Source organism: Pedobacter sp. HMWF019 (genome assembly GCF_003061025.1).
GTDB lineage: Bacteria > Bacteroidota > Bacteroidia > Sphingobacteriales > Sphingobacteriaceae > Pedobacter.
This window is the reverse complement of the sequence record NZ_QAIL01000375.1, coordinates 1-5,249: the sequence shown is the minus strand read 5'-3', so window position 1 is coordinate 5,249 and position 5,249 is coordinate 1. Positions and strand designations below refer to the sequence as shown.

Sequence of the window (5,249 nt, the reverse complement as noted above, 5' to 3'; positions counted from 1 at the left end):
AGCCTCAGCAAGGTTAATAAGCCAATAAATGATCTTTTATGAATAAAAATTCAAATGTATTAATAGGTCTGCTAATCGGCCTTTCTGCAGGAGCAGCGCTAGGGCTACTGCTCAAATCCAATCAACGAATAAAGCGGCAGTCTGACTTGTCAAGTAGTCCTTCAAATAAGTTCGCTCAAAGTTATAACCATCATAAACAGAACAGGTTCAGGTCAGAAAACGACGAAGATTTTGAAGACCATGTGGAACACATTTAATCTCCTGTACTAGGCAATCCTTAGACACATCTGATCTATCCATATCCTAAGCTTTGTATTACTCAACAACCAGTTAAAAAGTGTTATTCCCGTCGCTGCACAAAGTATACCAGCAAGAACGTCAAGAACATAATGGTGACTGGTATAAACTGCTGTAAACCATATACCAAGCATTACAATAGCAAACAAGATATTCATCAACCCAAGTCGGTTTTTCAGTCCATAATACAGAACAATAACAGGATAAGAGGAATGCAGAGAAGGCATCGCTGCAAATACATTGGAGCCATTACTGTAAATTGACTTAAAGATTGCTGCATTAAAAAATTTGTCAAACCTGGCCAGTCCTGCAGTATTTCCAGGAGTATGAGCTATAAATTTGAAACCATGCAGCTGTACATACCAGGGCGGTGCAGCAGGATAAAGATAATAGATCACAAAACCCAAAAGATTTACCAGCACAAAAGTTAAAGAAAATAACAGGAATTGCCTTCTGTCCCGGAAAAATAAATAAGCTGCAAAGGCCAAAGGGACCGGAATCCACATCAGGTAAAAAAAGCCTCCAATGACGTCCATTACTGGCTTGCTATTCATTAACCAATATTCATTTGGAGTAAGCACCCTTCCATTAAAATGAATCCCAAATATGCTTTTTTCCAAACGATAAAGATGCTCTATACTTACACTATGATAAAGGTAGTTTGGAAAAGCTTTCATATAATCGAAAATAATCCAATACACGATAAATATAGAAAAGCCCAGAATAAACTTCCGGGTTACCATGGAAGCATAAAAGCAACTATTAAAGATCAAAACAAGAATGACCTGATTTGATTTAAATCCGATTAAAAAACTGGAGAGTAATAAATAAGCTATAGAGATCAGTGAAGTCCTAATGATATTCTTACTTGTAAAAAGTGGCAGCTTAACAGGTAAATCTTTAGGCATCCTTTTTCTTTAAAAAATTGGATCCCAATACCCTGTCCCAAATGTCAGAACTTACACCATATCCCTTTGTTGAATCAGAATAATGGTGCAACATGTGGTGCTGTTTCAACTTTTTCCAGAACCCATTTTTAAAATTCGCATGGTGAAGCGCATAATGTGTCATATCATAAACCAGGTATCCCCCTATAAAACCAATAAAAAACGCATCGTTTGTTCCGGCAGGCAAAATATATAAAAACAAATAATAGAAAGCCAGAGCCAGAGGTATACTTGCTGATGGAGGCATAACCAGTCGTTTGGCATCATTAGGATAATCATGATGCACACCATGAAAAATGAAGTGTATTTTCTTTCCCCATTCAGATTTTGGATAAAAGTGAAATACAAACCGATGAAGTATATATTCTGTAAATGTCCAGACAAACAGACCAAGCAGTAGATATCCAATAAAATTTAGCCATCCCATCTGAAGTTCAAATAAGGATTTCCAACATAAATATAATATTACCGGTACATATACAATAAGTGGCACATAAAAACTAACTTTCGATAAACTTTCTAAAAACCCGCTTTTGAACATCCTGATAGACTCAGATGAGTTCGAAACAAAATTCTTTTTCATAAGGATATTATTTTTAATCGTGATGGAACCATAAAGTAGTCATTCCTTTCATCATCAGAAACAGACACACACCTGGTTTTCATCTTATATATTTAAACTTTAATTCGCTCCGTTACAGGTGCATCATTTGAAGGATTTGTACCTTTCAACTCCACATACTTCACATTTGGTACCCAGAAAGTACCTCCGTCTATCCGAACAAAGATCCTTTCCAATCGTATCTTCTTATTGTTCGCCGTTACATAAACATGATACTTTTTATCCTCCTCTGATTTCATCAGATACATCGGAAATTTCTTATAAGAAACAAAGTTAAGCTTATATTCATCATTCCCTATGGCTTCTACATGAATGCCATAAGCAAATTTACGCTGAATATAATTTAAGTCCTTTTTCTCACCATTATCCTGATAACGAACCCAGTATACCTTAATGGGATCATCCTTAACCAATTGACCCTTTGCGTCCACATTCAATTCGCAAACAATGGTATTTGTATTAGGATCACGCTGCAGATAGAACAACTGATTAGCGATACCTTTTGGAGTAGGGAATTTAATAGGTGAAGGATCACTTTTATCTGTTTGCGCCATGGCTACAGAACTACTCCCCAGAGCAGAAGCAATTAACAAACCTGCAATAACAAGCGTCTTTCCACCTTTAAAAGCAGTACGTCTTTCCTCATCTTTTTGATTCAAAGCCTTTTTTGCCTCTCTTAAACGATTTACGGCCGTAATATTGGTCATAAACGCCATAATCGTAATAGGAATAGTAAAAATAGACATCGTCTCAAAAACATGAAAAGGTATTCCAGGTACGTAGATCTTATAATCACCACCAATAAAATGTCCTGTAATTCCACAAGCAATGGCCACAACACCAATAGTGATTACGCGTTCAGGTCTTTGCATAAGGCCACCTTTACACTCTACGCCCAAACCTTCTGCCCTCGCTCTGGTATAACTCACCATCATAGACCCCATCAAAGCGATAAACGCAAACAGCGAGCTTAAAAAATAATGATGGGAAACCAGGTAATAGCAGATTCCCAGAAACATAATTAATTCACTATAACGATCCAGAACAGAATCGTATAAAGCACCAAAAGTAGAGCTCATATTGCCAAGCCTCGCTACCTGACCATCAAGCATGTCAAATAAACCAGCAAAAAGTACAAGTGCACCGCCCCATCCTACAAAGGAAAGATCACCACGGTTGCTTCTCTCTGCACCAAAAATAAATATTACGGCAACACCAATATTGAGTATTAAGCCAATTGTTGTAACCGCATTAGGCGTCAGCCCGATGCGTATCAGACCTTTCACAAAAGGATTTATGACCACATAAATTCCCTGTTGAAGACGATCTCTTAATGTTATAGCAGCCATTTAGTCTAGTCTTTTATATTAAAAATCAAATTTCACCCTTGCACGCACACCCCAGGTAGATACCACAGGATGCTCCAGATAACTGAATCTCTTTACCAGATCAACTCTAAGCAATTTAAAGATATTACCCAAGCCAACACTTCCTTCCATATACGGATCCTTATTTAGTGAATACGTAGTTGGAACTCCAGCCGAATTTACAGGAAATTGTAATAAGGATTTATCAATCGCTGGATTGTTTTCATCCCTTAGTCCTCCATACAGTATTTTAAAGGAAACAATTTCTCTTAACTTCAGTTTCTTCAACAAAGGTATTTTATTTAAAAAGAATCCGTTAAAATTATGATCAATATTTAAACTGGCATAATGATCACTTACAAATTCGAGGAAGTTCATCAAGTTATATGAATTCAACTGGTAGGCATAAGTCTGGTTGGCACGATGAATGGTTAATAACGGAAAAGGTACTTTTCCAAAGATATAACCACCTTCTACTGTCACATCCGAATAGCCCAATTGAGACAGATAAAAGCGTTTATCTATACTTCCAGCAAGATTCTGGTAGTTATATTCTCCCGCAAAAACGCCTTTTAAACCAGCAGTGTACCGCAGATTGAAGATCGGATACCGGTCGAATATAGGTGTCCGATAAATCTTTCCCTGATAAAATTTCTCATTTGGCGCATAACGCAGCGCTACGCTAATTTCTGAAGTATTGATATGATCAATCGAATTCAACTGATTCCCAACCAGGTTATTAAAATAAAGATCACCTCCTGGTCTTTGCGTCCATTTGCGAAAAGAAACATTATAAGAAAAGTGATTTTCAAACTCACTCATGTACTCGACCTTGTAAAAATCATTATACAAAAGCATATTGTTCTCCCCACGTTTGAAAGAAAGTAAAAAGTTATCTTCCTGAACAAATTGCAGTTCCTGTCCGGGGATCTTGGTGTCTCTCTGGAAACTTCCTCTTATATATTGCTGAGGAAACGCGTAAATAGATTTATTATTAAGCGAGTATGTACCACTTAAAAAGTACTTCCATTTCTCATCTTTAAACCCATAGGCTCCATAGGTTTCAAAATAGTACCTTTTACTCAAAGCAGGTGTCGTACGGCCTCCCAAACGCAATCTTAAGCCCTCCGTACTGTTAAAACTGTAAAATGTATTTACAGGACCTACTTCAAAAGGCCCAAAATCCTTATATCCAGCAAAAAATAAAGTTGCAATATCCATTGTCTTTTTAAAAGAACTCATTCTCGACAATGTATCTATATTCTTATAAATTTTTAAATCAGAAGGAGACAAAGTATCTGCCCTGTTTTCAACCCAGAACTGCTCACTTCTTTTTTCTGCTTCGGGAGCAATCACCATTTTCCCGCCCTGAAATACACTCTCCGGTTGTTTTTGATTAATCTGAAAATCCTTCACAGTAACAGTGCGCTCCCCCGTAAACCCACCTCCTTTATTTTTGTTAACTCCAAAGTCCATAAGGAGCCTTGTCCTACTCAGATAATATCTATCATCCGGTGCCTTATCGAAATCCAGTTTTACCTCCATAGCCCTCACGAAGTTGAGGTTGATGTTTTTATTCACAGTTAAAAAAGCATCCTGTACTGCATATCTTCCATCCATAGTAATATAGATCTTGCCTTCAAACAAAATATCCGTATTATTTCTTGGAATAAAAGACAATTCGATCAACTGAGGATTATGAGTTTTAATGGTATCCGTAATAAAGAATTTATAGAAAGTTGGCGAAGAGCCTGCTATAGGACTTAAAAACTCATTACTTAATAAAGAAATGTTGTTATCATAAATATCTACATGCGCATACATCCGCTCAAAATACTGACTCATACCTTTAGTATCGATAAGCGGGGTATTATAATCAACATGCTTATCACCCAAGACAATAGTTTTATTCTTTTCCGGATTTTTGTTATAATAATTTTGCGATATTTTCTCTTCTATATATATCGGCAATAAATTCTTTCCTCCAATTTTTGTAGAATCCTGTTCTTCAAACAT

The 5,249-nt window shown here is 36.7% G+C and carries 5 protein-coding genes; 1 reads left to right on the top strand and 4 read right to left on the bottom strand.

Annotation, left to right across the window (positions count from 1 at the left end; translation table 11 throughout):
- Positions 1–38: 38 nt before the first annotated feature.
- The gene (locus DBR11_RS20680) at positions 39–257 is read left to right on the top strand and encodes a YtxH domain-containing protein (RefSeq protein ID WP_108554522.1); all 219 of its coding nucleotides are present in this window, start codon (positions 39–41) and stop codon (positions 255–257) included.
- A gap of 9 nt (positions 258–266) precedes the next feature.
- On the opposite strand, the gene DBR11_RS20675 is transcribed toward DBR11_RS20680, so the two are convergent.
- The 4 genes from DBR11_RS20675 to DBR11_RS20660 all read right to left on the bottom strand — a co-directional run.
- Positions 267–1,205 (bottom strand): phosphatase PAP2 family protein, encoded by a 939-nt coding sequence (locus tag DBR11_RS20675; protein ID WP_108554521.1) that lies wholly within the window; start codon positions 1,203–1,205, stop codon positions 267–269.
- A complete protein-coding gene (locus tag DBR11_RS20670; protein WP_108554520.1) occupies positions 1,198–1,827 on the bottom strand; it encodes a sterol desaturase family protein in 630 nt (209 codons plus the stop codon). The genes DBR11_RS20675 and DBR11_RS20670 overlap by 8 nt, the downstream gene beginning before the upstream one ends.
- 92 nt (positions 1,828–1,919) lie before the next feature.
- Entirely contained in the window at positions 1,920–3,215 is a 1,296-nt protein-coding gene (locus DBR11_RS20665; protein ID WP_108554519.1) for a DUF4833 domain-containing protein, read from the bottom strand.
- 18 nt (positions 3,216–3,233) lie between these two features.
- The coding region (locus DBR11_RS20660) for a DUF5686 family protein (protein WP_108554518.1) at positions 3,234–5,249 on the bottom strand (2,016 nt) is incomplete at its 5' end.